This window comes from Thermosyntropha lipolytica DSM 11003 (assembly GCF_900129805.1).
In the GTDB taxonomy this organism is placed as follows: domain Bacteria; phylum Bacillota; class Syntrophomonadia; order Syntrophomonadales; family Syntrophomonadaceae; genus Thermosyntropha; species Thermosyntropha lipolytica.
Window position 1 is genome coordinate 17,256 of sequence record NZ_FQWY01000008.1, and the last position, 23,093, is coordinate 40,348.

The 23,093-nt window shown below is 42.4% G+C and carries 25 protein-coding genes; 1 reads left to right on the top strand and 24 read right to left on the bottom strand.

The genetic code is table 11. From position 1 onward, the window contains the following. Nucleotides 1-77: 77 nt before the first annotated feature. The 18 genes from BUB92_RS03380 to BUB92_RS03465 all read right to left on the bottom strand — a co-directional run bounded on the left by BUB92_RS03380 (nucleotide 78) and on the right by BUB92_RS03465 (nucleotide 16,226). The gene (locus BUB92_RS03380; protein ID WP_073089995.1) at nucleotides 78-632 is read right to left on the bottom strand and encodes a SpoIIIAH-like family protein; all 555 of its coding nucleotides are present in this window, start codon (nucleotides 630-632) and stop codon (nucleotides 78-80) included. Beyond that, nucleotides 629-1,213 (bottom strand): hypothetical protein, encoded by a 585-nt coding sequence (locus BUB92_RS03385; protein ID WP_073090000.1) that lies wholly within the window; start codon nucleotides 1,211-1,213, stop codon nucleotides 629-631. Before BUB92_RS03385 ends, BUB92_RS03380 begins: the two co-directional genes overlap by 4 nt. Beyond that, entirely contained in the window at nucleotides 1,213-1,800 is a 588-nt protein-coding gene (locus BUB92_RS03390; RefSeq protein ID WP_073090003.1) for a stage III sporulation protein AF, read from the bottom strand. Before BUB92_RS03390 ends, BUB92_RS03385 begins: the two co-directional genes overlap by 1 nt. 44 nt (nucleotides 1,801-1,844) lie before the next feature. Next, the gene (gene spoIIIAE, locus BUB92_RS03395; RefSeq protein ID WP_073090006.1) at nucleotides 1,845-3,041 is read right to left on the bottom strand and encodes a stage III sporulation protein AE; all 1,197 of its coding nucleotides are present in this window, start codon (nucleotides 3,039-3,041) and stop codon (nucleotides 1,845-1,847) included. A 53-nt stretch (nucleotides 3,042-3,094) separates the two neighbouring features. Further along, on the bottom strand, nucleotides 3,095-3,484 hold the full coding sequence (gene spoIIIAD / locus BUB92_RS03400) for a stage III sporulation protein AD (RefSeq protein ID WP_073090008.1): 390 nt from the start codon (nucleotides 3,482-3,484) through the stop codon (nucleotides 3,095-3,097). Between the two features lie 49 nt (nucleotides 3,485-3,533). Then, the gene (gene spoIIIAC / locus BUB92_RS03405; protein ID WP_073090011.1) at nucleotides 3,534-3,728 is read right to left on the bottom strand and encodes a stage III sporulation protein AC; all 195 of its coding nucleotides are present in this window, start codon (nucleotides 3,726-3,728) and stop codon (nucleotides 3,534-3,536) included. Between the two features lie 24 nt (nucleotides 3,729-3,752). Beyond that, nucleotides 3,753-4,277, bottom strand: coding sequence for a hypothetical protein (locus BUB92_RS03410; protein WP_073090014.1), 525 nt, complete (start codon nucleotides 4,275-4,277; stop codon nucleotides 3,753-3,755). Then, the gene (gene spoIIIAA / locus BUB92_RS03415; protein ID WP_073090017.1) at nucleotides 4,277-5,236 is read right to left on the bottom strand and encodes a stage III sporulation protein AA; all 960 of its coding nucleotides are present in this window, start codon (nucleotides 5,234-5,236) and stop codon (nucleotides 4,277-4,279) included. The genes BUB92_RS03410 and spoIIIAA overlap by 1 nt, the downstream gene beginning before the upstream one ends. A gap of 147 nt (nucleotides 5,237-5,383) precedes the next feature. Continuing rightward, entirely contained in the window at nucleotides 5,384-7,360 is a 1,977-nt protein-coding gene (locus BUB92_RS03420) for a hypothetical protein (RefSeq protein WP_073090020.1), read from the bottom strand. 1 nt (nucleotide 7,361) lies between these two features. Beyond that, complete coding sequence (locus tag BUB92_RS03425) at nucleotides 7,362-8,129, bottom strand: ABC transporter ATP-binding protein (protein WP_242938991.1); 768 nt, start codon at nucleotides 8,127-8,129, stop codon at nucleotides 7,362-7,364. 17 nt (nucleotides 8,130-8,146) lie between these two features. Further along, nucleotides 8,147-8,932, bottom strand: a complete 786-nt coding sequence (locus BUB92_RS03430) for an ABC transporter permease (RefSeq protein ID WP_242938992.1) — start codon at nucleotides 8,930-8,932, stop codon at nucleotides 8,147-8,149. 2 nt (nucleotides 8,933-8,934) lie between these two features. Continuing rightward, complete coding sequence (locus BUB92_RS03435) at nucleotides 8,935-9,990, bottom strand: ABC transporter substrate-binding protein (RefSeq protein ID WP_073090028.1); 1,056 nt, start codon at nucleotides 9,988-9,990, stop codon at nucleotides 8,935-8,937. 12 nt (nucleotides 9,991-10,002) lie between these two features. Then, nucleotides 10,003-11,265: an ATP-grasp domain-containing protein gene (locus tag BUB92_RS03440; RefSeq protein ID WP_073090031.1), complete on the bottom strand. Its 1,263-nt coding sequence runs from the start codon at nucleotides 11,263-11,265 to the stop codon at nucleotides 10,003-10,005. A gap of 20 nt (nucleotides 11,266-11,285) precedes the next feature. Further along, entirely contained in the window at nucleotides 11,286-12,194 is a 909-nt protein-coding gene (locus BUB92_RS03445; RefSeq protein WP_073090034.1) for a glycosyltransferase family 2 protein, read from the bottom strand. A gap of 15 nt (nucleotides 12,195-12,209) precedes the next feature. After that, nucleotides 12,210-13,355 (bottom strand): dTDP-4-amino-4,6-dideoxygalactose transaminase, encoded by a 1,146-nt coding sequence (gene rffA, locus BUB92_RS03450; protein WP_073090037.1) that lies wholly within the window; start codon nucleotides 13,353-13,355, stop codon nucleotides 12,210-12,212. A gap of 12 nt (nucleotides 13,356-13,367) precedes the next feature. Beyond that, complete coding sequence (locus tag BUB92_RS03455) at nucleotides 13,368-14,099, bottom strand: sugar phosphate nucleotidyltransferase (protein WP_073090040.1); 732 nt, start codon at nucleotides 14,097-14,099, stop codon at nucleotides 13,368-13,370. Nucleotides 14,100-14,124: 25 nt separating this feature from the next. Beyond that, a complete protein-coding gene (gene rfbB / locus BUB92_RS03460; RefSeq protein ID WP_073090044.1) occupies nucleotides 14,125-15,141 on the bottom strand; it encodes a dTDP-glucose 4,6-dehydratase in 1,017 nt (338 codons plus the stop codon). 101 nt (nucleotides 15,142-15,242) lie between these two features. Continuing rightward, nucleotides 15,243-16,226 carry a rhodanese-like domain-containing protein gene (locus tag BUB92_RS03465; protein WP_073090047.1) on the bottom strand — a complete coding sequence of 328 codons (984 nt, stop codon included), beginning with the start codon at nucleotides 16,224-16,226 and terminating at the stop codon, nucleotides 15,243-15,245. Between the two features lie 257 nt (nucleotides 16,227-16,483). Here BUB92_RS03465 and BUB92_RS03470 point away from each other — a divergent pair, with 257 nt between their 5' ends. Then, complete coding sequence (locus BUB92_RS03470) at nucleotides 16,484-17,407, top strand: LysR family transcriptional regulator (protein ID WP_073090050.1); 924 nt, start codon at nucleotides 16,484-16,486, stop codon at nucleotides 17,405-17,407. 89 nt (nucleotides 17,408-17,496) lie between these two features. Here the strand turns inward: BUB92_RS03470 and nrfD are convergent, their stop codons facing one another. The 6 genes from nrfD to efp all read right to left on the bottom strand — a co-directional run bounded on the left by nrfD (nucleotide 17,497) and on the right by efp (nucleotide 23,080). Then, nucleotides 17,497-18,441, bottom strand: a complete 945-nt coding sequence (nrfD, locus tag BUB92_RS03475) for an NrfD/PsrC family molybdoenzyme membrane anchor subunit (protein ID WP_159432299.1) — start codon at nucleotides 18,439-18,441, stop codon at nucleotides 17,497-17,499. Between the two features lie 6 nt (nucleotides 18,442-18,447). Beyond that, nucleotides 18,448-19,005, bottom strand: coding sequence for a 4Fe-4S dicluster domain-containing protein (locus tag BUB92_RS03480; RefSeq protein ID WP_073090057.1), 558 nt, complete (start codon nucleotides 19,003-19,005; stop codon nucleotides 18,448-18,450). Further along, nucleotides 18,998-19,603 carry a TorD/DmsD family molecular chaperone gene (locus BUB92_RS03485; RefSeq protein WP_073090060.1) on the bottom strand — a complete coding sequence of 202 codons (606 nt, stop codon included), beginning with the start codon at nucleotides 19,601-19,603 and terminating at the stop codon, nucleotides 18,998-19,000. The genes BUB92_RS03480 and BUB92_RS03485 overlap by 8 nt, the downstream gene beginning before the upstream one ends. A 3-nt stretch (nucleotides 19,604-19,606) precedes the next feature. After that, a complete protein-coding gene (locus tag BUB92_RS03490; protein WP_073090063.1) occupies nucleotides 19,607-21,832 on the bottom strand; it encodes a molybdopterin-containing oxidoreductase family protein in 2,226 nt (741 codons plus the stop codon). A gap of 184 nt (nucleotides 21,833-22,016) precedes the next feature. Then, nucleotides 22,017-22,451, bottom strand: coding sequence for a CD1247 N-terminal domain-containing protein (locus BUB92_RS03495; protein WP_073090067.1), 435 nt, complete (start codon nucleotides 22,449-22,451; stop codon nucleotides 22,017-22,019). A 71-nt stretch (nucleotides 22,452-22,522) separates the two neighbouring features. Further along, nucleotides 22,523-23,080: an elongation factor P gene (gene efp / locus BUB92_RS03500; RefSeq protein WP_073090070.1), complete on the bottom strand. Its 558-nt coding sequence runs from the start codon at nucleotides 23,078-23,080 to the stop codon at nucleotides 22,523-22,525. Between the last annotated feature and the right edge of the window lie 13 nt (nucleotides 23,081-23,093).

Here is a 23,093-nt window from a genome sequence, read left to right on the forward strand (position 1 = left end):
GCCTGAGACACTAATTTATCTTGATATATTATAAAAATAATAGGTGGTTTTTGCAATCATGGGGATTTATGTATACATTAATTTTCTTCCCCGGCCTTTAATATTATGGATATTTTATTATTTTCTCCTAGTATGCCCTTTACCAGCTTCCTTATTTCACTTTCCTCTCCTTCGCTAAGGCCATCCCCCTTTATTACTATGCTAACTCCTTCTGGCTGCAAGAAAACTACGCAATCAGCAAAACCTTTAGACCTTATCAGATTTTCTATTTTAAGCTCTTGCTCCATTTCTCTCGTTATCTGGACTATACGCAGAGAAGCGGCATCCTTTGCTTTTTTCTCGGTTTTTTCACTATTTATTATCTTCTCCAGCATTTCTATCTCCCGGCTGCGCATATTTTCCCGCATAAGCCTGTACGCAGCAAAAAAATCTTCCTTCTTTGCTTTCTTAGATGCCCTTGCTGCATCAGAAACTAAAGTCTGCCCCGCTACCTCGATATTTTTCTCAACTACTTCCACCTTATTATCCAGTTTATCCTGATGCCAGGCATACAGTTTGCCTGTACCGGAAATTAAAATTATTATGACCAGAAAACCCCAGATTAATTTCTTAATATCTATCACCTTAATCATTTTCTCCCCTCCTGCATGGGCATTACTTTTACCTTATGAATAGGAACATCAAGTAAAGTAGCAGCCGCCCAGCTAAGATCCTCCCTAACTCTGGCATCACCTGCTCCTTCGGCTACTACTAAAACCCCGACGACTTCCGGATTTTTATGTTCTATAAGCAGAGCACTGCCGGCATTAACAGCTATGTCCTGAGCAATATTGGTTTCACTGGTAACTTTTTTGCCTCCTCCACTATTCTCTTCATAATCTTTCTTCTCTTCCCTTACATTGGCCGCATAAGTTTTAACCCCATCTGAGCTCAAAGTTAAACTTACATCCACCTTTCCTGCTCCTTCAATCTGGGAAAGTATAGAAGCTAATTCTTCTTCCATCTGAGCTTTTACTCCTTTTACATCTTCTTGCTGGTAAACAGGTTCCGGAGGGGATACCGCATCATGCTGCCCTATATCAGTAACCGGCCATATAAGAGCGAGAATCCCTATACATACTAAAATGACCAGCAGATACCTGCCTTTTCGCATCCATTCTTCCTTTATATTTGTTTCCCTGGTCTGAACACTTCGTACCCATTCACTAAGCATTATGAACCCCCCTCAAATTCAATTTGTATGTAATCTTCTGCTAGGCCATACAGATTTTGGATAATGCTGGTTATCTTCTTTTTTACTACTTCCTCATCAGCTTTATCCTTACGGCCATTATGCTGGCCAGCAAAAACCCCAGCTCTTGCTTTTTCCTCCGCTTCCCCTTTTCTAGACCTCACTATTATATGCACCTTTTCTAATCTTCCTTCATCACTTATATAAGCCCTGGTGGTTACATCTTCTACTTCGGGAAGCATTAAGGCAACCGCGCTTATCTGTCCCTGAATCTTTTCTCCTACCACTGTACTGCTTTGTTTTCTGATCTCTTCATTTAAATTGTTCCCTTTAGCAAGTATTTCCCGGTTATCTATATATTTTTCAGTATAATCCCACATGCTCACCTTCACCTCCTGATTTTTAAAAATAAAAGTCAGAGCAGGATTTAATACCGATATGAGAATAAAGAGCCCTACGGTAAAACGTACAAAAGGCTTAAGCCTGCCTTCGGGAAGTAAAATCTCCAAAAAACTAGTAAGAATTATAATCACCAGAATATTTTTTACTATACCTGCCAGTACCGACATATCCCCCTGCCCCTCGTTCTTTATTAGTCCATAAAGCAAAAATCTTATCTTACCATAGCATAATTGGATAATGAAGCCACGATAACTATCATGATTAAAAACATCAAAGAAACAGCAGCTACCGCAGACATCATCAAAAACAGGTGGGCACTCATAATCTCCAGAATGGTAGCTGTACGTCCATCTCCTAAAGGCTCGGCTAAAGCAGAAGCAATTTTATATATAAGAGCTATAACAGCTATTTTTAGAACCGGAAATAAAACGATACCTAGTATAATAAGCACTCCATAAACAGTTACCGCCTGTTTTAAAAGCACTATATAGCCGGCTGCTACTTCCAGGGTATCGGAAAACATTTTTCCTACCACGGGAATCGCATTATCAGTTATAAACTTGGTGGTGCGCAAAGTAACCTTATCTAAAACCGAAGCATAAAGTGCCTTTAAGGTAAATATGCCGACAAAAACGGTTAAAAACAAACCCAGAGCCAGCTGGGCCACCTGGGTAAAAAACTTGGCCATGCGGGCTACCTTAAGGCTATCCGTCATATTGTTAATCAGGTGCAAAAGAGCAGACATAATAATTAAGGGAAAAACTATGTTTTTTATAGCATTGGCAAAAAAACTGGTTGCTCCCATAACCAGGGGGAATATCATGACCGAAGTATTTATATTCCCCAGTCCAGCTACCAGAACAGCCATCTGGGGGAGCAGGCCCACCATGAAAGACACCATATTATTCACCGTTGTTAATCCTATATCTAAAACCAGCTTAAAAGACCCCAGAGCTATGGCGCAAAGAGCCAGAAAACAAGCCATATAAGCTATCTGTCCTATACCGGAAGCAAAAGAGGTCTGCAGGTTTATAAGCAAAGCTGATAAAACCGCCAAAAGCAAAAGTTTGCCCAAAAGTCCTGTATTAGCTTTTATTTCCTTAAACAAATACCCGGTTATGCTGTTTATCAATTCCTTGTAATCAAACTTCCATTCCCCTTTAATAAAGGCTATTACCCAGTCTTTAACCGTTTTGTTTTCCAGATAAGAGTTTATTTCCCCATCAATCTTCTTTTTGTATTCCTCCAGCACAGTAAAATCTAAACTTTCTACCGCCTGGCTGACAGAAAAAACCTCGATATCAGCTTCAGAAGCACAGGCATTTCTATCCGGGCTTAAAAAGATAATACATAATAATATCCAGATAAAAACCGCTTTTTTAAGTAACCCCGCATACTCACCCAGCAAACAAATATCCTCCTCAATTAAAGCTTTTATATAAAGGTGTCATCATAAAACTTTTATTTAGGTATAAGCTCCATGAGAGATTCCAGGATGGCAATCATAATAGGAAGAGCTAAAACGGCTATGATAATCTTGGAAGCAAACTCTACCTTTTTGGCAACAGCCTGTTCCCCGGCATCCTGACATATGGCAGCCGCAAATTCACCCAGATAAGCAACACCGAGAATTTTTAAAATAGTGCCGAGAAAAAAATTATTGATTTCCGCCTTGCGGCTTATCTCCTGCATCACATCGATAATAGCGGACATTTTTTCCATCATAAGCGTAAATATAACTACACTGAAAACTATGCTTAAAACTACAGCCATAACTGGTTTTTCCTGGCGCAGGATAAGGAGAAAGAGGGTAGTTATAAGGGCCAGTCCAACAATCCGGGCAATTTCCAATCGTATCGCTCCTTTTCCTTTTTAATAGAAGTTAGAGCAGGGAACTGCTCTAAAGATTAAAAACAGAACGTACCACGGTAAAGAGCTGGTTCATCAGCTGAACTACTATTATAAGTACCACCACTACTCCGGCTAAAGTCAGCATCTCAGCCTGTTCTTCTTTTTTGGCCTGTTTTAGAACTATCGAAAGTACGGATATTAAAATACCGATACCCGCAATGCGAAAAATAATCTCAATATTCATATAAAACCTCCTTATTCTATCGGTTTATATAAAAAGCAAAACCAGCAAAGCTCCCAAAATAAAACCTCCATATGACCATAACTTCCCCCCGGTTTGTGCTTCTTCCCGCGCTTTCTGTTCTATTATTTTCAGCTCTTCCTGCAGCAGGGCTAAAAATTTGTGCTGTTCATAAGTATCAGACATGCCTATTTGCATAGCTACCGTTTTTAAAAGTTCTATATCCTCAGGCTTCAGGCTCGATATCTTCTGGAGTTCTTTAAGCCCAGTCATCCAGGCTTCGGCAGCCGTCACCCCTGCTTTTTTATCCAGCCTTTCGCTGCAGGCAAGAAAAAAACAGGATAAAGGAGGTGCACAAAAATAAGCTGTTTTCTTAAAAGCTGAGCTTAAAGGGGTATGCATGTAGGTAATCTCTTTTTCCAGGAAATTTAAAGCCAGGCGCAAATTTTTAAGCTCTTCAACTCTTTGCGCCAGCCTTCTGGCCCCCATTAACCCCCATAAACCTGAGCCGGCTATAACTAATACTATGCCCGCTGCTTTCAGCCACCCCATCAGTCATCCCACCTGTAAACTGCTTCTACCGTACCAGGTCCCTGGCGTCTGGAAAGCACTACTCCCCGGCCAAAGCTTTTCGACTTTAAAAGCTCTTTAAATAAAACTCTTCTTTCCAGTTCCTCAATATTACGGGCATGAACAGTAGCAATAACTGCTACCCCGGCATTAATACATTCATATATAGAGGCTATATCTTCTTCCCTTCCTATTTCATCAGTAACTATTACTTCCGGGGATAGAGAGCGTATAGCCATCATCATCCCCAAAGCTTTGGGGCAGGCATCCAATACATCAGTCCTTACTCCCACTTCTAACTGGGGAACCCCTTGATAACATCCTGCTATTTCCGATCTTTCATCAATTATGACTACATTATGGGGAAAAGGGATATGGATACCGTCGGCTATCATACGGGCTAAATCCCTTAAAATAGTAGTTTTTCCACAGCGCGGAGGAGAAATAAGCAAGGTGTTTACTATCTGGCCGTTCTTGTCTATAAGATAAGGAAGAAGCCCTTTCGCACATCCTTTAATCTCCCGGGCCACCCGAAAACAAATACTGGAAAAATTTTTGAGTATACATATATTATTTCCTTTGTAAACTACCTGTCCGGCCAGTCCTACTCTATGACCGCCGGGAATAGTTATAAACCCCTTTTTTATATCTTCCTCAAAAGCATAGAGGGAATTATCACTTATAGAAGCAATACTGCGATATATATCTTCTCCCTCCACCACATAAGCATCATCCAGGCGAGTCGTTATTTCCCCCCTGCGGTTTATCGTGTAATCTCTGTCCCCTATCTTTAAAATAAGCGGGCTTTTTATTCTCAGTCTTATCTCCTCCAGACCGGCAAAAAACTTATCATCCTTACCCCAGAGGAGCTTTGCTATACCAGGAGCAAGATAGGGCAATATTTCGCGTTTAATTATCCGGGCATCTTTTTCTTCTCTCATCTCTTTCACCACCTCTGCTCTAAATAAATATTGGAGAAAGGCGCAAATTATTCCATGTAATATACCCGGCATCATTTTTAAGCAGGCAAAAAAAAAAACAGACTGCTTTTACCCAGTCTGGTTTCCCCAAAGCCTAAAGGCAAATTATCATTTTATGACCTTAAATATAACTACTTCGCTGTTTTCAAAACACTTAACTAACAAACCTTCCCCCTTAAACCTTAATCTCTGTCTCGCTTTTTTATCAACTATAAGATAATCCACATCATACTTGTGTATGATGCGGGCAGCAGTTTTCTCATCACGGGTGAAGTACAGCAAGGTCATATCTGCATACCTCTTTTCCGCTTCTTTTTGCCGCTCAAGGGACATATACTGCCATCCTTCCACCAGGATGCGCCTCTCGCTAAAGGCAGAATAATAAAAAAACCTTGCATTATCCGGAGTCAGCAAAAAGGCACGGCGGGCAGCTATAACCGCATCTTTTTCCGTATGGTCCCGCAAAAAAACCAGGCCTTCATAAAGCCCTTCCGTCAAAGGCTTACTGCTTAAAGCTGCCAGCTTACCATTTATTCTGGCAGTGTCATTAACCATACCTATGGTGTCCGCAAAAGATATAAATAGTAAAATCATGACTATAAACCTGAGCGTCCTGCCTTTTTCCCCTTTTACGGTTTTATAAATATAGGCTGATGCCATAAGATTAAGGCATATATAGCCTACAAATAAAAAATAATACTGGGAGGTTCCGCGATAGCTCAACAAATAAGCAGGTATAAAGCTTACCAGGATCGTAGCTGCCAGGAAGAAGCGGTCAGGAGATAGGCTTTTATTTTTTATAAGCTCCTTTATCCCATCAACATAAGCCAGGAGTCGGAAACTGAAGAACAGCAACAGATATACCGGTATAAAAAAGATCACCATCCATACAGTATCTAGCTTAAAAATTTGCTCATATACTTTATAAATATGAGTATTGTAAACTATCTCCAGGGGAAACAGCTTTATCCCTTCCCCCCCTGGAGTTAGGCCATATATGTAAAAATAAACAGCGAAAAAAATAACCAGGCTGCCTGAGCATAAGATAACAGTCTTCTTAAGACCAGACTTATCCTTCCCCAGCATATAATAAGCACAGGTTAAAGCTAATCCAGCAAATATTACCGGAAAAAAGCTGCCTTTAGCTCCACTTAAAACCCCGGTGAGGATCAGAAGTAAAAAAAGGCTGCCTTCATCTTTTAAATAGGCTTTCAGCTCGATGAGAAAGAAAAGACACACAAGGGAAGCTAGCAAAAAAGTAGGGCTAAAAAAGAGGTTTTTCAAAAAGATATTATAAGGGTGGGAAAGTAAAGCGGTACCGGCTGTTAGAAAAACAGCTGCACTTATAAGACCTATCTCTTTTCGGCCATACCACCTGCTGCCTGCAAAGTAGGCTCCGAGCATACATAAGTACAGTAAAAAAGGAACCACCAGCCGGAAAAACAGAACTGGTATGGAAATACCGGTAAGATAAGAAAAAAAAGCGGTTAAAACATAGAAAAATATATGATAGTGAAAAGGAAAACCAGCCAGCCTGGGATCCTGGGGAGGCCAGTGGTTTAAAATTTCGGCTATATTTCCTATATGCCAGGGATAGTCTACACTGTAAATAATATCACCCTGTCCAGGTAAAAGATTAGGGCTAAAATATATTTTGGCGGTTAAAACTAAAAGCCCCATTAAAAGCAGGAGCCAGCCTGCCTCATACTTATCTAAAGGTTTAGACAAAAGCCGGGTGCATAAAGCAACATCTTTTCTCAACCAGGAACTGCTAATATACCTTAAAACGAGCAGAGCAAAAAAGAAATACAAAAAAGGCTTAATCTGGAGAGCCGCAAAAGCTATATAGCAAAATATGTCCAGAGCTATGCCCACTACCAGAGCTAAGGCCAGTTTATACCAGCCTCTATAGTGATCATGAGCTATGACATTTACCAGAAGCAAGCCGGGTATAAAGGCAGCCAGAAAAACCGCCACAGCAAATTTTAAAATATCACTGCCGGCTACACCGTAAAAATTTAATACCAGCACATTTAAAGCTAACCACAAGATGACTGCTATTTTGCCCTGTATCTTCGGTTTCATCTTAGTTCTTCCTCTTTTCTGCCTGCCATCTTGAACTGCGTACCTGTTCGTATAAAAAATCCCACATCCGGGCAAAACCCGGCATACCAGGGCGGCGGGGACGCTGCAGCTTATTTTCCACGATCATTTTTATATCTCCATCTTCAGTCATCACCAGTATGCGATCTGCCAGGATAATAGCTTCATCCACCGCATGGGTCACAAAAATCACCGTCGGTTTTAAAGAGTTCCATATTCGCAAAAGCTCCTCCTGCAGTATCTCCCTATTTTGCGCATCCAGGCTGGCAAAAGGTTCATCGAGAAGAAGAATCTGCGGCTGTAAAGCCAGTGCCCGGGCCAGAGCTGCCCTCTGTTTCATCCCTCCGGAAAGCTGGTGTGGATAATAGTTTTCATAACCTTTCAAGCCTACCATTTCTATATAAAAATCAGCCCTCTCCCGGCGCTCACCGCGTGCCATGCCGTTTATCTTAAGCGGATATTCGACATTTCCTCTTACCGTCTGCCAGGCAAAAAGCTGGTCAAAAGTTTGAAAAACCATAATGCGGTCAGGTCCGGGACCTGTTATTTCTTCCCCCTGGAGCAGAATCCTGCCGCCAGATACCTTCTCATAACCGCCGATCATGCGCAAAAGGGTAGTTTTTCCACAGCCCGAAGGCCCTAAAATACAGAAAAATTCTCCTTGGCTCACCTGAAAGCTTATACCTTTCAGCACTTCATGCCGAAAATTCTCCCGGAGATAAACTTTTACCACCTCTTGCAGTTCCAGCATCCCACCTGGCCTCCTGTTTATACCATTCCCCATTTTTTTATCGTCATCTTTTCTAAAATATTAAAAAACAATTCTTCCACCAGTATACCTATAATAACAATAGCCAGCAGAGCAGCAAAAGTACCGGCTATGTCGAAATAATACCGGGTCATATAAATATGCCAGCCCAACCCACCTGCTGTACCTGAAGCCGCCCCAAAAACCATCTCCGCGGCAATTACTGCCCTCCAGGCCCTGGCCCATCCGATTTTCAGCCCGGATATAAAATAGGGCAGAGAACTAGGCAGGATCACTCCCCCTAAAAGCCTTATCCCTTTTAAGCCAAAGCTTCGTCCCAGCTCAAGGTAAATTGAGGGTACCGATCTAAAACCAGTCTTTAAATTTACTACCATAGGCCAGATAACCGAATGGAGTATGATAAAAAGTATGCTGGTCTCCCCTATGCCAAACCAGAGAATAGCTACCGGCAGCAAGGCTATACCCGGCAGAGGATGTAAAATAGAATTCAAAACATCTACCAGATCTTCTACCCAACGGGAAGATACAGCACCAAAGCTCAAAACTACTGTTATAGCCAGAGATAAAAAAAGTCCTTTCAGGATAAGCTGCAGGGAATAACAGGTTTTTTCCAGCAAAAGGCCATCTGTAAGCTCCTGCCAAAAAACCAGCAATATCTTGGAAAAAGGCGGAAACAGGGTAGGTTCAAAAATCCCGCTCCGGGAGATTAACTCCCAGAGCAGAAGCAAAAGCAAAAGCCAAAATAATTTACTTAAAAGCCGGTTGGCAAACATCCGCTTCGCCAAATCTATTCACCTTTTCCCCACTGCAGTTTTTCAATAGCTGACATTTCTCCGTAACGTTTGCCAATAGCTGCCTGGACATTGGCAAAAGCTATATCGCTTATACTGGCCGGCATTTTTTCAATATAACCCGCCTCTTTCATAAACCGGGCAAAAGCCATTATGCCGTAAGGAGTAGAGCAATAATTAGTCCCTTCCCAGGTTATATATTCATAAACTTTTTCCGGACTCAGATTGTACTTGGGAGCCAGAATAGAAGCTGCTTCTTCTGGCTGGCTATTTATAAAGGCTACTGCTTCATTAAAAGCAGCGATAAAAGCTGCATAAGCAGCCGGATTACCATCATGGAACTTTTCGGTGGCTACCCCGAAAATAAATGTATATTCACCACCAAAAGCTTCTTCTCCGGTCAGCACTTTTTTCAGCCCCGGGTCAGCCAGTTCTTCAAAAAGATAGGGAGGAGAAGCAAAATGAGCTGCGATATCTTTTTTGGCTTTTAAGGCGGTTGCCGCATCAGGATGCGTAAGGGAAATCATGTTATTATCCAGAGCCCTGGCATCTCCCAGTTCCCTCTTGGCTGCCATGGAAAGCAGAATATGCTGAATGCTGGCTACGGCTGGAGTAGCGATTTTATCTTCCACACCAAAATCTTTAAGGCTTCTTATATTTTCCTTGTAAGTCATAAGAGCCAGAGGCTGGCTGCAAGAAGCAGTTGCTATCTTCCATTTTACCCCCTTATCCCATCCGATAAGAAACGGAGATATCCCCATAAACCCTACATCTACCTGGCCAGCTACCATAGCCTCTCTGATTTCAGGACCAGTTCCCATCTGTTTCCACTCCACCTCTACCCCAGGCAGATATTTTTCCACAAGCTTTTTTTCTTCCATTATCTGCAGGGGAGCATAACCTAACCCATACTGGGTAGCAATTGTTATTTTGGAGGCTGTCCTGTCAGGTAAAACAGCATTTTCAGGATTTTTTTGCTGACATCCAGCCAGCAAAGCAACGGTTAAAAAAATCATGAGGGTTAAAACAGCTAAAGCCTTTTTCTGGTGCATTTTTTCTCCTCCTCAAGCATAAGTTTTAAACCAGACTACCATGTTATTACCCTTGCTGTCCCAAACCTTAACTTCATCATAGGCTTTCTTTACCCTGGCCATTAATTCCTGCCTGTCCTTTCCTTCCACCAGCAAATATCCGATGCGGCAGGTGCTATCGGTAAGCGGCCTTATCTCCCTGCGGCTCGTATCATAAAAACCTGCATTTATCACCCCCGGCATATTTTTTACTCTTTCCAGGCTCGCCCAGGTTTTCACTTCTCCTGGCTGGCCTATTATAAATTTAACCATAGCATATCGGGAATTGGTTAAAAGATTATACCTCTTCAGGCTCTCAACATCTATATGGTTGCCGACTGACTTTTCCAGAAACATATCTACTATATCTATACCGGAAACTAAAGGGATCAGTTCTTCTTCATGGCCGCCACCGATACGGCAGGCAATCTCTACTACCTTAACCCCGCTTTCCCCAATTATCATCTGTATGTACAAAGGTCCGCTTTTTATAGCAAAAGCCCTGATAATCCTTGCTACCAGCTGTTTAATCTCATCATAGTAGCTTAAAGTATATACGGAAGGGAAAACATGTCCATCCGGTATTCCCAGGTGGGGTTCTACATAGAGAAGCGGCCTGTCAGTTATCATAAGAATATAAGGTATGCCCTCTTCTACCCAGGCACTTACTGTTATTTCATCTCCAGCACAAAACTCCTCTACGATTATCTCTTCCTGACGGGTAAACTTAAAAGTTTCCTGCATATAAGATATCGCCTGTTCATCAAAGCGGTAAAGCTTGAATACTCCTCTTTGTCCCTGGCTGTCTAAGGGTTTTACGACTACCGGTAAATTAAAATCGTCCAGACGTTTTCTTATGGTATGCGGAGTTGCCAGTTCTTCCTTTTTTACAAGGATATAACGGCTGGAAGGGATCCCGTTTTCTTCCATGGTTTTTTTCATGTATTTTTTATTGGTAGCCTTTAAAGCTGTATCTGCACTTATCAAAGCAGGCAAATTAAGGGTTTCAGCTACTTTAGCCGCAGTTAAAACCGGCTGGTCAGTCCCTATGGTAAAAACGGCATCTACCCTGTGTTTTAAAGCTACTTCGATATTGCCTTCGATGTCAAAAGTGCTTACCAGTTCGGCAAAATCGGCTAGTCTTTTGCCGGGAGCATGGGGCAGGTAATCAGACACCACTACCGTCCATCCTTTGGCCTTTGCCCTGCGTATAGCATTGAGCTGCATAAATCCGCCGCCTAAAATCAAAACCTTCATGTTATCCCCCGCCTAAACCGTCATAGCTCCATTTTTTCTATAGAATAAGGAGGCCGGCCATCCATCTCCTTAAGCCAGCATTTAGCATATTTCCAACCGGTAAGGGAAGTCAAAAAACCTAAAAGTAGAATTCCTCCTATAATAAACAGGCTTCCCCCCTGACAAATGCTCTTATCTCCCGGATAAAAATAAAACTTTAGCCCCCAGCATAAGGATAATAAAAGCAAACCTGCCCATAACCAGGTAATTACCTGCCAGGGAAGATGGGAATAGCTAAAAATAAGATCAAGAGCTAACCCTAAGGCTTTAGAAAAATTATAATTACTCCTTCCATATTTGCGCTTATCATGTTTTACCTCCAAACTTACTGCCCGGGATACATCCTGCAAAAGGAGGGCTGCCAGATAGATATTTCTTCTTCGGCAGGCAGCCAGTCGCCCCGCCGTTCTCTTATCCATAATGCGGAAACTGCTCATTTTTAAAGTCGCCGGTTTTTTATATATTAAACCCAGACTCTTATCTATAAGCCTGCTGCCCAGATTACGATAAAAAGGATGTTTTCGCTCCCGGGGAACCCCGAATACGACTTCATAGCCTTCTTTAATCCTGGCATAAAGCCGGGGAATCTCTTCGGGAGGATGCTGCAGGTCATCATCTATAGTTATGACATAATCTCCCGTAGCATACCTCAGGCCACACAAGGTAGCACTATGCTGTCCGGCATTAAAAGCCAGTTTTATTATTTTCACCCTTTTATCTTCTTCCCGCAGTCTTTGCATAACCTGGTAACTTTCATCCCGGCTCCGGTCATCAACCATAATTATTTCAAAATCCCACCCTCTTTCCTCCATGACCCCTTTTATTCGTTCATAGAGTTCGGGAAGGCTTCTGGCACTGTTGTATACAGGAACTACTACCGAAAAAAGCATACAACTCTCCCCTGTTTATTCCAGTTCATGCAAAACTTTTCTCAGGTTTTCTATGACATATTCCTGTTCCCCGGCAGTCATATCCGGATAAAGAGGAAGACGTAAAAGCCCATCGGCTAATTTTTCGGTAAGCGGCAACTCACCCGGGCGATAACCTAATCTCTTACCCATGGGAGAAAGATGCAAAGGCACATAATGCGAAGCAGACTCGATTCCTCTTTGCTTCAATTTTTCCTGTACATAATCCCTTGTGTTTTTATGGGCAAAAATAATATAGAAAATATGATAATTAGAAACCGCATAATCAGGCAGGTAAGGAAGCTTTAGGAGCCCCTTCTTTTCATATTCCCGCAAGCTGTTTAAATAATTATAATAAATCTTCTCTCTTTTTTCCGTAATCATATCCATATCTTGCAGCTGGGCATAAAGATAAGCGGCCAGTATATCCGAAGGAGTATAACTTGACCCGATTTCCATCCAGGTGTACCTGTCAATTTCTCCGCGCAAAAAACTGGACCTGTTAGTCCCCTTTTCCCATATGTATTCTGCCTTTTTTAGCATATCTTTCCCCAGGCCATTCAGCAAAAGAGCCCCGCCTTCACCACAGCTGTAATTTTTAGTGCCGTGAAAACTGTAGCATCCTATATGGCCAATAGTCCCCAGATATCGTCCTTTATAGAGGGCATTGACTCCCTGAGCCGCATCCTCGATGATAAAAAGGCCATATTCCCTGCTTATAGCCAGCAAACTATCCATATCACAGGCTACCCCGGCATAATGGACAGGGATTATCGCCCGGGTATGAGGGCTTATTTTCTCCTTAACATCCTCCGGATCAATATTAAGAGTTCGCGGATCAATTTCCGCGAATACCGGTTTAGCCCCTCTTAGCATAACAGCATTGGCCGTAGATACAAAAGTAAAAGAAGGCATGATAACTTCATCCCCCGGCTTTAAAGAAAGGAGAAGAGAAGCCATCTCCAGAGCACTGGTAGCCGAAGTGGTGAGGAAAACCTTCTCGGCTTTAAATCGGCTAGCCATAAAATCCTGCACTTTACCGGTATAATAACCATTGCCGGCTATGCTGTTTCTCTTCAGGCAGTCCTTTATACAGGCAAGTTCCCGCCCGGAAAAATAAAGCCGGTTAAAAGGTATATACATAAACCTCATCCTTTAGCTGTTTATTATCTTATTTTCTATGCTAAGCATCATCTGATTGGCATAGGCCCAGGAAGTAAAAGTACCGGCATCAGCCCAGTCACCTTCCAGCAAATCATAGGCCAGCTGTCCCAGCTTTATATAGTAGTTATTGACCGGTGTTATTTCATATTCGCCGGAAGGGGAAGGTCCCAAACAGCGGATAATATCAAAAACCTTTTCATCATACATATAGATACCAATAACGGCATAAGGGCTTTTAGCCTGCAGGGGTTTTTCCTCAATCTCCACAATTTTTAGCTCATCGAGAGCAGCTATGCCGTATCTTTCCGGATCTTCTACCTTACGCAAAAGTACCCGGGCTCCTTCCTTCTGCTCCCTGAATTTATCAACATATTTTTTTATGCTGTGGGTAGCGATATTATCTCCCAGGATAACTACTATCTTCTCACCGCGGGCAAAATCTTCCGCCCGCAGGAGGGCATGGGCAATTCCCAGCGGTTCCTCCTGCACTTTAAAGGTAAAATCACAGCCAAAATCCTCTCCGCTGCCTAAAAGCCTCACCATTTCCCCCATATGTTCTTTTCCGGTAATCACCATAATATCATGAATGCCTGCCGACACCAGCTGTTTAACAGGATTAAAAATCATAGGCTCTTTGCCTACGGGTAAAAGATGCTTGTTGGTAACCTTGGTAAGCGGATACAAGCGGGTTCCTCTTCCCCCTGCCAGTATAACCCCTTTCATCATATCACCTCATAATCTACACAGTTTAAAGGCGCTGGCGGGCCTTCTTAACCCATTCCTCATGGGTCAGGTACCAGTTTACCGTAAACCTTATTCCCTCCTCAAAACTGACCGCTGGCTGCCAGCCGGTAGCCTGCCTTATTTTTTCTGAACTTACAGCATATCTGAAATCATGTCCCTTACGGTCGGCAACCAGCTCAATTAAATCATGGCTTATACAATTCTTTCGCCTATCCCCTGCCGGCAAAAGCTCTTTTACCATATCTATTACCAGCTTGACCAGCCTGAGGTTTTCTATCTCGCATCCGCTGCCTATATTATAAACCTCCCCTGTAACCCCCTTATGGATTACTTCCTCCAGAGCCCGGCAGTGGTCCTCGACAAAAATCCACTCCCTTATATTAGTACCCTCACCATACACAGGTACCGGCATACCATCCAAAACCCGGGAAATAACAAGGGGTATCAGCTTTTCCGGCATCTGCAAAGGTCCGTAGTTATTGGTACATCTGGTTATATTAAAAGGAAGGCCATAAGTTTGGTGATAAGCCTGCAGTATCAAATCAGCTGCCGCCTTGGATGACGCATAAGGGCTGCTAGGCCTTAAAGGAGAATCTTCGGTAAAAACCCCTTCTTTCCCCAGCGACCCGTAAACTTCATCGGTAGAAACCTGAACAAACTTTTTTACCGGATATTTAAGGCACATATCAAGCAAAGCCTGCGTGCCTAAGACATTAGTCTCTACAAAAATACGGGGTGAAGATATGCTCCTGTCCACATGCGTCTCAGCAGCAAAATTTACCACTACATCCGGCCTATACCGTGCAAAAACTTTTTCCAATGTGATAAGGTCATTGATGTCAGCCTGAATAAAAACATAATTCCCATATTCTTTTACCCCGTCCAGATTATGAATATTGCCTGCATAAGTAAGTTTATCTACATTTACCACCACAATATCCCTGTGGTATCTGGTCAAAAGGTAATGTATAAAATTAGAGCCGATAAAACCGGCTCCTCCTGTAACCAAATAAGTCTGCAAAACCTAACCTCCCACCGGCAGCAATGTTCCTAAAACTGATAAAGGGGAAATAAATTCCCCCTTATCATATGGCATTAATTTTATTGTAACACAGACCCCATTTACTTTTCTACAGGCAGCCCGGCCGGAGCCCAGCCCAGTTTAAATCCGCCTTTTACCGAATAGGCATCTATGCCTAATGTTTTGAGCACAGCTATCGCCTGGCCGGCTGTCTGACCGGTATAGCAATATACATATACCGGCTTATCCTGAGCAAATTCATCAAAATGTTCGTTTATTTTTCTAAAAGGAATATTTACTGCCCCTTTAATATGTCCTTCGGCATAATCTTCGGGAGCCCGGATATCAACTATCATGATATCTTCACTGGCATCTATCTTTTTCTGCAATTCTTCCGGATCTATTATGTTATTATTATCAGGCAGGTTAGCAAAATAATCTTTCAGAATCTGGGCAATTGCCGGATCAGGTTTAGCCGGGGTTACATCCTGAGGAAGCTTATATTCAGCAGTATCTACCGGGAAGTCATTTTCTCCTACCCATCCTTTGTCAAAACCTAAATATAATGACTTGGCATCATACCCGTACATATTCAGAATAGCTATAGCCTGTCCAGCTGTTTGACCGGTAACACAAGCAATAATTATTTCCTTATCAGCAGGCAGCTTATCTAAATACTCATGCATTTTTCTAAAGGGAATATTGACTGCCCCTTTGATATGTCCCTTGGCATAGACTTCCGGGGGACGAATATCGATTACCAGTATATCCGTATCACCAGCATCAATCCTTTCTTTTAAAGCAGGCGATTTTATTATTCTATTATTTTCCGGCATTTGAGCAAAGTACTCATCAGCAATATCCCTGATATCAACCTGTTCTACCGCTTGTTTTTCTTCCGGAACGGGAGGAGCAGCTTCCTTTTTGGCCCCACAGCCTACCAGCAGGGAAGATAAGAGAACCATCACCAGTAAAAGAGACAGCCATCTGGCCTTCATATTTTTCAGCACCCCAAATCCTCTCCTTTCATCTTTCTCAGTAATTATAAACCGTACCTTTACAAATATTTCTTTACTCCTTTTCACCCCCTGCTAAACTGGAATTTTCGAGCTACCTCCAACATCTGGTTGCTTTAATTATAACTGAAGGCATAGCAGGTAAATTATTCAAAATATTTATAACCCTATAAGCAAATATAAAAAAGTTTCTTATAAACTATAAAAAACCGCACTTTTGCCTTCAGCCATAGAAAAAAATCTTTCCTTTCACTATAATAAAAACAGGATATAAAAATTTTTAATACCTTTGCAGATTAAAACAAATAGAGAAATGAGGGAAAAAAATGTATTTAAACCCTTTATCCATCATACCTATCGTGGCCGAGACTAAAAGTTTTTCCAAAGCCGCCAGGATCCTGCACCTGTCTCAACCGGCTATCAGCAGTAAAATCAAAGATATAGAAGACTACTATGGTCTAAAAATCTTCCACCGCACTGCTCAGGGGGTCACCCTTACCGAAGCCGGTAAAATAATAAATGCTTATGCTGTGCGCTTTGCTGAACTGCAACAGGCCATGGATGAAGAACTCAAACAGCTCTTACAAAACAACTCTATCCTGACTATCGGTGCCAGCTGTACAGTAGGCAACTATGCCATGCCTAGCTGTATTAAGATTTTTAAAGACCGTTATCCTGATATAACAGTAAAGCTTGACATAAGCAATTCCCGGGGCATTCTGGAAAAACTGCACCGCAAAGAAATAGACGTGGCAGTAATCGAAGGCAGTACGGAAAATCCCGATCTGGCAGTTTACAAAATAACCGATACCCGATTAGTCTTTATTGTTTCTTTGGCTTCCCGAATAGTAAAGAAAAAAGAGATTTCCCTGACCGAGCTTTCTTCTAAACCTTTTGTCATCCGGGAAAAAGGAGCAGCTGTAAGGCAGATATTTGAAAAAGCACTTGCCGACCACGGATACAGCCTGGAACAATTCAATATCGTAACCGAAATGACCAGTATCCATGCGGTTAAAGCCGCCGTGCAGGACGATATTGGGATATCAATAGTGCCTGAAATTACAATAAAAAAAGAAATAAATAACCAGCTTCTAAAAACCGTAAAAGTAACCGGACTTGATCTTTATATGCCCATCCATCTTGCCTATTTAAAAAATGAAGAACTCTCTCTCCCCGCGCAAAGATTTGTTAACCTGTTATTACATCCGCAGAAAAGCATTTTTTGCTGGGAGAACAAGGTGTTTGATTAACTTATACATAGATGAAATAACATATACGGGTACCGAAATGCTCTATGCGGTACCCGTATATATATTAGTGGGAAAAGAGAAAGCAATGTTTAGGGATAAAGAGTAAGTATCGGATATACAATCTCTCCGCCGTAAACAATAACATAGCGGAGCAAAAACCCTCCTATGAGAACCATGGTAGGCTCAGCCCAGGGTACTATATGTCCCAGCCTGCCTTTTATCCTGCCTCCTACTTCCATTATCCCTAAAATTAAGGGAATAGTAAGTCCAATCAGGACCACCCCTATCCAGAACAGGAGATAATATCCTCCGGTAATTATGGCTCCCAGGGCAATTTCCCCGGTTGGCCTTAAGGCATAACTTATAAGCAGAGTTGATATTACCATTAGTTCGAGCACAATAAAAACTGCATCGACAATAAGCAAACGCAGGAAAAGTTTTTTATCAAAATCCAGCTTAATCTTCTCCGGCTGCCATTTTTGCGGGATAAATCTTCTAACCAGATCATCCAGCTTATCCCCTTTTCTGCCTATAAGCATCAGGCTGCAGATGCCAGTAGAAAGAGCAGATATAAAGAATAAAAAAGCAATAAGCGGATTACTCCATACCGGATTATTGTAAATAGCAGCCAGGAGCAAGCCGGCATATACCCCTATGGCTATGCCAAATACCAGTTCCATCCAGGCTAAAAACCTTCTTAACTTATTATCAATATTGAAATAAACCATCACTGCAAAAGCCAGAGATACCAGAGGAAAAACCAGAAGGAAAAAGGCTCCCCAGGACATAACCGAAGTCGGATTATAATAGATTAAAACCTTATAAAAATTCCAGGGCCGGTGCAGGTCTAAAATCAAGCAGGCCAAACCTATAAGTACTGGAAAAGGAGCAAAATAAGCTGCCAGCCTCTTTAGCCTTTCATCCATGCCATTAACAATATAGCCTATGGCTGCCACAATGCCTGCTCCGGAAGAAATCCCAGCTGTGAAAAGATAAATCGCAATCAAATATCCCCAGGTAAAATGATGTTCCACCACTTATCACCTCCGGTAAGGAATAATAAATACATTGGGATGAGTCATAAGATCAGGCCTTCTCTCCACCGCACCTTTGGCCATCCACTGATTTATTTCACTGTGCGGATCATTTAGATCCCCGGTTATAATAGCCCCGGCAATGCAGGAAGTTTCGCAGGCCGGTTTTTTTCCTTTTTCCAGCAAGTGCACACAAAGAGTACATTTTTCCGGCAGGCCTCCATGTTTGCGTTCATTCATAATCCTTACCCGGTAAGGGCAGGCCAGAACACAATAGCCACAGCCTATACAAAGTTCAGGCTTAACTTCTACTGTTCCCCATTCTGTATAATGAGAAGCCTTGGTAGGACAGGCATCGACACAGGGTGCATGCTGACAGTGGTTGCAGGACCACTTTTCCGTATATTTATAAACATTGGGAAATACCCCTTCTTCATGCTCAATTATTTTGGTGCGGTATTTGCCTTCTTCTACTTTATTTTCCGCTATACAGGCCACACTGCAGGCATGACATCCTACACATTTATTAAGATCAACTATCTTTCCCCATCTTTTTTTAGCCATCAGTTTTCACCTCCTCCAATCTTGCCTCCAGCATATGCAAAACATACTCCAGCATACCGGCTACTTCCTTATAAAAATCCGTTTGCGCATGGTTTTTAATGCTGCGTATAAAATCCGGAACCCACTGCTTCATATGCCCTAATATCTCTTTAATTCCTTTTATATAAAAATCATCCGGATTATGCTGGTACTCTTCCAGCATAAGGGCTAAAAACTCCAGCTCAACCAGTATGTGGTCAGCCGGCAGCTTGCTGTCCTCATCATAGATAAAACCGTAGCGGGAATAAAATGCCAGCATCTCGCGATCAGTTTCACCAAATACGATTTTATCTCCCCTATACCATCCAGCAAAAGGATGGGCTTTGGCAGTAGGAACTCCATTTATAAACAAACGGGTAAAATCAATCTCGATATCAGCAAGCAGTTTCTCTTCATCCTGCACATATCCTTTTATGCTTTCTACAGGCAAACCTTCTCTTTCTGCCCAATCAAGAAGCACATCCAGGTCAGAACGGTTTTCCTGCCACATCTTCCGTTCTGGATAGCGCAAGAGATTTTTCAATCCCCATATAAAGTCAGCATTTAGCAATATAGTCATAAATTACACCTTCCTGACTTTAACAATAAAATGACAATCCAGGCTAGCTCCTACGGGGTCTTTCAGGGCTATATTCGTCTCTTTAGGATAAGCCGGCATGATCTGTGAATCATTAGGGCCATTATTTTGCGCCAGCTTAAGATAAGGCGACTTTTGTCCAAAACCATGTAAAATGCAGATGGTATCCGGCCTTATCCCCTGTATAAGTTTTACCCTGCCCTTTTCCCTGCCGTACCTGGAGGTCAATTCCACCATATCCCCGTCTTTTATGCCCAGCTCGGCAGCCCGCGTGCTGTTCATATAGATAAATCCTTCCGGCATTATCGCATGCAGCCACTTCATATTATGGGTCTTGGCATGGCGATGCACCGCCGGCCTGCTGGTTACCACATAAAACTCGTCTTTAGCTTCAGGATGTAAGAGCCACTTTTCGTCAAACCAGGGTAGAGGATGATAACCCATTTCTTCCAGTCTGGAAGAATAAAGCTGAATCTTGCCGCTTTCCGTACGAAGAGAAGTCAAATCCCGGGGCTCAAACTTCTGGCTCCCATTTAAAATACCGCCCTTTTTTAAGGCTTCATCATAGGTAATGCCATATCTTCTAAGCCTGTAATTGAGGAGAGCTTTACCCCGCAAAGCAGGCATATATTGTTCAACCCCCAGCTTTTTAGCCAGCAAATACTTGATCTCATCTACTTCCTTAGTATCATAAAGCTTGTCTATCATCGGTTCTCCTACGGCTATCTGGGGATAGCGGGCATTAGTTATGCGCGGTGATATGTGGGCGGTTTCCAGGTATACCGATTCCGGAAGCACCAGATCGGCCATAGTTGCCATATCATCTGGATAAATATTTATGTTTATGATGTAGTCCAGCTTCTGCAGAGCCTTAATCCACTTATCGGTTTGGGGCATTGACTGCAGAGACTGCCCGTATATTATAGCTACCTTAACCGGATAAGGCTCTTCCTTAAGGATCATATCCGGCACACTCTGATAAAGTCCGGTTCCTCCCAAAGGAGCCGGTACTGCAAGCGGGAAAAGATGTCCGCCATCTACTCTTTCTTTTACTTCTATTTCCGGGGGTTTTACCTTAGGAGCCGGATTATTCAAAGGAGCAATGCGCGGCAGGAGAGCTCCGCCTCTCCTTTCTATATTGCCGGTTATAGCCATCATAGCCAGACAGGCTCTAACAAGCTCAAATCCACCCGGCCTTACCTGAATAGCTTCCCGCTTGTGAATAGGTATAACCGCCGGACATCCGCTGCTAAATTCGCGGGCAATGCGGATTATAGTATCAGCAGGAACATCACTTATCCTGGAGGCCCACTCCGGAGTATATTTTTTTACCTCCTCGGCCAGTTTTTCAAAACCATCAACATATTTAGCTACAAACTCCTTGTTATACCTTTCTTCCGAAATAATTACATTAAGCATAGCCAGTACAACTGCCAGATCAGTACCCGGGCGGATAGGAATCCATTCATGGGCCTTAGAAGCAGTAGTAGAAAGACGCGGATCAAAAACTACTACTTTGGCATTATTATTAACCTTGCCCTCAATCATTCCCCGGGCCAGCGAATTCTTGCCCTTGCCCAGCTGGTCCCAGCCAAAGCACAGTATATATTTGCTGTTTTCAAAATCAGGCACATAATTGGCTACCCCTAAAGTTACATTTGTAGCCCAAATTCTTACCGCATTACAGGTTGACATATGGGTTATATTATTAGGGCTTCCTATAGCTCTTAAAAAGTCATTGCCTTTGTTATGTCCAATCCATATAACCGATTGCGGTCCGTACTTATCAATAGCCTTTCTTATCTCTTCTGCCGCCTGGTTTATAGCTTCTTCCCAGGAAACCTTCTTCCATTTCGGATCCTGGCCGGGAATCCGATCAGGAACAGTTTTCATCATAGGGTATTTCAAGCGGTCCGGATCATAAAGCATATTGATCCCGGCATTCCCCTTGGCACAAAGAGATCCCCGGCTGTGCTGGTCTTTAGGTTTCCCTTCCAGCTTAACCAATCTTCCATTTTCGATTTTGCCTAAAAAGGCACAATTCATTTCACATATTTCACAAACCCCGTGCTTATACTTTATATCTGTCGCGTCAGCACGAAGAGGGGTTCTGGTATTGTTAAGCAGGCTGTTGCCCAGAATCCCTGCTCCGGCAATAGCTGCTATACCGCCACCCCCCAGCTTAAAAAATTCGCGTCTGGTTAAGCCCATTTTCGCCTTCCCTCCTTTTTTATGCACAAATCAACATCTGTTTATTAAAATATAACATTTTATAATTTTCGCCTGTTATCAGACTTTTTTATTACCTTATAATAGCTGTTTTTACCAGCCCATAAAAAAACCAGGCTGCCTATTTAAAGCAGCCTGGCTCCCTATGCATATTAAAATGTCATTATCAGGAAGGATTCGGATTATAAACCTCATCCCCTTCATCATAAAAGCTTCTTCCTTCCAGAGTATCCTCATTTACATACACCAGTTCATTACAGTGCGGACAGATAAGCTCGATCTCATCTTCATCTTCTCGCATATCAGCTTCATAATATAAATCTTCTCCACAGTTAGGACACCTTGTACTTACCCATTCATGCCTATCATCATCTTCAGCGTCGAAAAAGCTTTCTTCCAGTTCATAAAGGTCATCATCAATACTTTCTACATATTCTTTAAAATCTTCCATATCATACTGGATATCATTTATCATATCCGACATTTCCTCAAGAACATCAATTATTCCCGCCAAAATCTTTCCCTGCGGGCTGGCCTCACTTATATTCAACCCTTCACTAAGGCCTTTAAGATAGCTTAAGCGTTCTGACATCTGGCGCATGGAATATTTCCTCCTCTCAAGGATATTTTTTTATTTATTATTTACCTTAAGAGGAGAAAATACACACCAGATTATACTCTTTCTAAATATTCTCCCGTACGGGTATCAATCCTTACCTTATCTCCTTTTTCCACAAAAAGCGGAACCTGCACCACAGCACCCGTTTCTAAAGTAGCGTTTTTCGTAGCCCCGGTTGCGGTATCGCCTTTTATTCCCGGCTCGGTCTCCACTACTTCCAGCTCTACAAAGTTGGGAAGTTCAACCCCGATGATATTACCCTGGAAGAAAAGCACCTGAATATTCATATTTTCCAAAAGCCACTTCACTCCATCGCCAATCGCCTCTGCCGGAATGCTGATCTGGTCATAAGTCTGATTATCCATGCATATATAGCCTTCACCATCATTATAAAGATACTGCATTTCCCTGCGGTCCAGATGAGCTTTCGGCACTTTTTCCCCGGCCCGGAAAGTTTTTTCTACAACCTGCCCTGTCTTTACATTTTTGAGCTTGGCGCGCACAAAGGCGGCTCCTTTGCCTGGCTTTACATGCTGAAACTCCACCACCTGATAAGCCTGTCCTTCCAGCTCAATAGTAAGGCCTGTCCTGAAATCGTTGACTGAAATCACGGTAATTATCCCT

What these genes read in the sequence shown, in the direction of transcription:
- BUB92_RS03410 (WP_073090014.1), bottom strand. Translation starts at nt 4,277, where the DNA reads ATGGGGTGGCTGAAAGCAGCGGGCATAGTATTAGTTATAGCCGGCTCA.
- BUB92_RS03390 (WP_073090003.1), bottom strand. Translation starts at nt 1,800, where the DNA reads ATGTCGGTACTGGCAGGTATAGTAAAAAATATTCTGGTGATTATAATT.
- spoIIIAA (WP_073090017.1), bottom strand. Translation starts at nt 5,236, where the DNA reads ATGAGAGAAGAAAAAGATGCCCGGATAATTAAACGCGAAATATTGCCC.
- BUB92_RS03420 (WP_073090020.1), bottom strand. Translation starts at nt 7,360, where the DNA reads ATGAAACCGAAGATACAGGGCAAAATAGCAGTCATCTTGTGGTTAGCT.
- BUB92_RS03425 (WP_242938991.1), bottom strand. Translation starts at nt 8,129, where the DNA reads ATGCTGGAACTGCAAGAGGTGGTAAAAGTTTATCTCCGGGAGAATTTT.
- BUB92_RS03490 (WP_073090063.1), bottom strand. Translation starts at nt 21,832, where the DNA reads ATGGGCTTAACCAGACGCGAATTTTTTAAGCTGGGGGGTGGCGGTATA.
- spoIIIAC (WP_073090011.1), bottom strand. Translation starts at nt 3,728, where the DNA reads ATGAATATTGAGATTATTTTTCGCATTGCGGGTATCGGTATTTTAATA.
- BUB92_RS03440 (WP_073090031.1), bottom strand. Translation starts at nt 11,265, where the DNA reads ATGAAGGTTTTGATTTTAGGCGGCGGATTTATGCAGCTCAATGCTATA.
- BUB92_RS03480 (WP_073090057.1), bottom strand. Translation starts at nt 19,005, where the DNA reads ATGGCTAAAAAAAGATGGGGAAAGATAGTTGATCTTAATAAATGTGTA.
- BUB92_RS03470 (WP_073090050.1), top strand. Translation starts at nt 16,484, where the DNA reads ATGTATTTAAACCCTTTATCCATCATACCTATCGTGGCCGAGACTAAA.
- BUB92_RS03380 (WP_073089995.1), bottom strand. Translation starts at nt 632, where the DNA reads ATGATTAAGGTGATAGATATTAAGAAATTAATCTGGGGTTTTCTGGTC.
- BUB92_RS03485 (WP_073090060.1), bottom strand. Translation starts at nt 19,603, where the DNA reads ATGACTATATTGCTAAATGCTGACTTTATATGGGGATTGAAAAATCTC.
- BUB92_RS03495 (WP_073090067.1), bottom strand. Translation starts at nt 22,451, where the DNA reads ATGCGCCAGATGTCAGAACGCTTAAGCTATCTTAAAGGCCTTAGTGAA.
- BUB92_RS03455 (WP_073090040.1), bottom strand. Translation starts at nt 14,099, where the DNA reads ATGAAAGGGGTTATACTGGCAGGGGGAAGAGGAACCCGCTTGTATCCG.
- BUB92_RS03435 (WP_073090028.1), bottom strand. Translation starts at nt 9,990, where the DNA reads ATGCACCAGAAAAAGGCTTTAGCTGTTTTAACCCTCATGATTTTTTTA.
- BUB92_RS03385 (WP_073090000.1), bottom strand. Translation starts at nt 1,213, where the DNA reads ATGCTTAGTGAATGGGTACGAAGTGTTCAGACCAGGGAAACAAATATA.
- BUB92_RS03445 (WP_073090034.1), bottom strand. Translation starts at nt 12,194, where the DNA reads ATGCTTTTTTCGGTAGTAGTTCCTGTATACAACAGTGCCAGAAGCCTT.
- rffA (WP_073090037.1), bottom strand. Translation starts at nt 13,355, where the DNA reads ATGTATATACCTTTTAACCGGCTTTATTTTTCCGGGCGGGAACTTGCC.